We start from the raw sequence: 1,581 nt of genomic DNA, 5'->3' as shown, positions 1-1,581 counted from the left end.
GTAAGCCGCGTCGGCGATGAGGGCGGCCGCAAGGCCGCCCGACGAGCCGGCCCGCAAAAAGGGAACGGGTTCCCCTATCCTTTGGTTAACGACAACTGAAGGAAATAGGAGAACCCGCATGGACGATTCTACCAATCCCCGGGCGCGCGCGATAGCCGCGCTTGCGGAGATGTTCCTCGACCTGGCCTTCGGCCCGGAGGACTTCGCCGCGATCGAGTCCAAGGCCATCGACCTGGGCCACGGCTGCATGGCCGAGGCGCTCGGCCTCGCGCTGGAGGCCTACGACGCGCGGCTCATGGGCGGCAGGCCGCGCGGCCTGCGCGCGCACGACGTCCGCGCGCGCACCCTCGCCACCGAGATCGGCGACGTCTCCTTCTCCATCAGGCGCTACCGGGACCGGTTCGGCTGCGACGTCTACCTGCTGGCGGACGCGCTCGACATCCCCTACGGCGCGAGGGTCTCGCCGGGCGCGGCAGGCTTCCTGGTCGAGGCCGCGGCGCACGTCTCCTACGCCAGGGCCGCCCGGCTGCTCGCCCGGCACGGCTCGCGCGTGCGGGCGACGACCGTGATGCGCTGCATGCGGGACGCCGGATCGCTTTGCGCCGAGGAGGACAGGTCGGCGGCGGAATCGCTGTACGGGTCCGGGGTGGTCCCGGAGGCGGAGCTGTCCGCCGAGGAGATCTGCATGGAGGCCGACGGCACCTGGTTCAGCCTGCAGCGCCGCGGCGAGGGCGGCCCGAGGCGCGCCGAGGTGAAGGCGGTCTGCGCCTACCAGGGCAAAGAGGCCCGCGGCAAGAAGGTCGTGCGCAGGAACGCCGTCCACCACGCCTGCATCGCGAGCCCGGACGAGGTGTGGTCCGAGGCCGTCCCCGCCATCGGCCGCAGATTCGACCTGGCGAAGATCAAGCGCGTGCATCTGGGCGCCGACGGCGAGGCGTGGTGCTCGGCGGCGCCGAGGTTCATCCCCGGGGCCGAGGTCACGTTCCACCTCGACCCCTTCCACGTCAACCGCGCGGTGCTGTCGTGCTTCGCCGAGCCGGAGATGGCCTGGAACGTGATCGACTGCATCGCCGACGGCGACAAGGGGCCCGCCATCGCGCTGCTGAAGGCGTGCCTCGGCCTGGGGCTCGCCAGGGAGAAGCAGGCCAGGAGCGTGATATCGTATCTCGAGGGCAACGCCGACGCGATAGCCGTCGACGGCCCGTCCCTGGGCACGATGGAGTCCGAGAACCAGCACCTCTACGGCGTGCGCATGGACTCCTTCCCATGCGCGTGGTCGCTGCGCGGCGCGTCGGACATGGCGCGCATCGTCAGCAGGCGCGCGAGCGGCCGCGAGGTGCCGCGCATGACCCGCGAGCGGTCGATGGGCGCGCGAAGGGCGCGGCTCCGGGAGAGCAAGGAGCTTTCCTTCTACGAGAGAGGCGGCTCGGCTGGTACAATACCGCAGACGGCCGGCTCCGGCTATCTTCCGCCGCACCAGGCGGACACGGGCAGGATGGACGCCGGCAAGGCCTACGCCCTTCGCAAGGGCATGGCGAACCTGGATAGGAGAATCTGAACCCCCATCAACTTTACGCCGTC

1 protein-coding gene is annotated in these 1,581 nt (G+C 70.6%); it reads left to right on the top strand.

From position 1 onward, the window contains the following. Positions 1 to 118: 118 nt before the first annotated feature. Positions 119 to 1,558, top strand: a complete 1,440-nt coding sequence (locus DW178_RS11065; RefSeq protein WP_158574198.1) for a UPF0236 family transposase-like protein — start codon at positions 119 to 121, stop codon at positions 1,556 to 1,558. Positions 1,559 to 1,581 lie beyond the last annotated feature (23 nt).

This window comes from Eggerthella sp. AM16-19 (assembly GCF_003474385.1).
Lineage (GTDB): Bacteria > Actinomycetota > Coriobacteriia > Coriobacteriales > Eggerthellaceae > Senegalimassilia.
The sequence above is the reverse complement of the archived record's forward strand: the minus strand, read 5'-3'. Positions and strand labels throughout refer to the sequence as shown.

What these genes read in the sequence shown, in the direction of transcription:
- DW178_RS11065 (WP_158574198.1), top strand. Translation starts at nt 119, where the DNA reads ATGGACGATTCTACCAATCCCCGGGCGCGCGCGATAGCCGCGCTTGCG.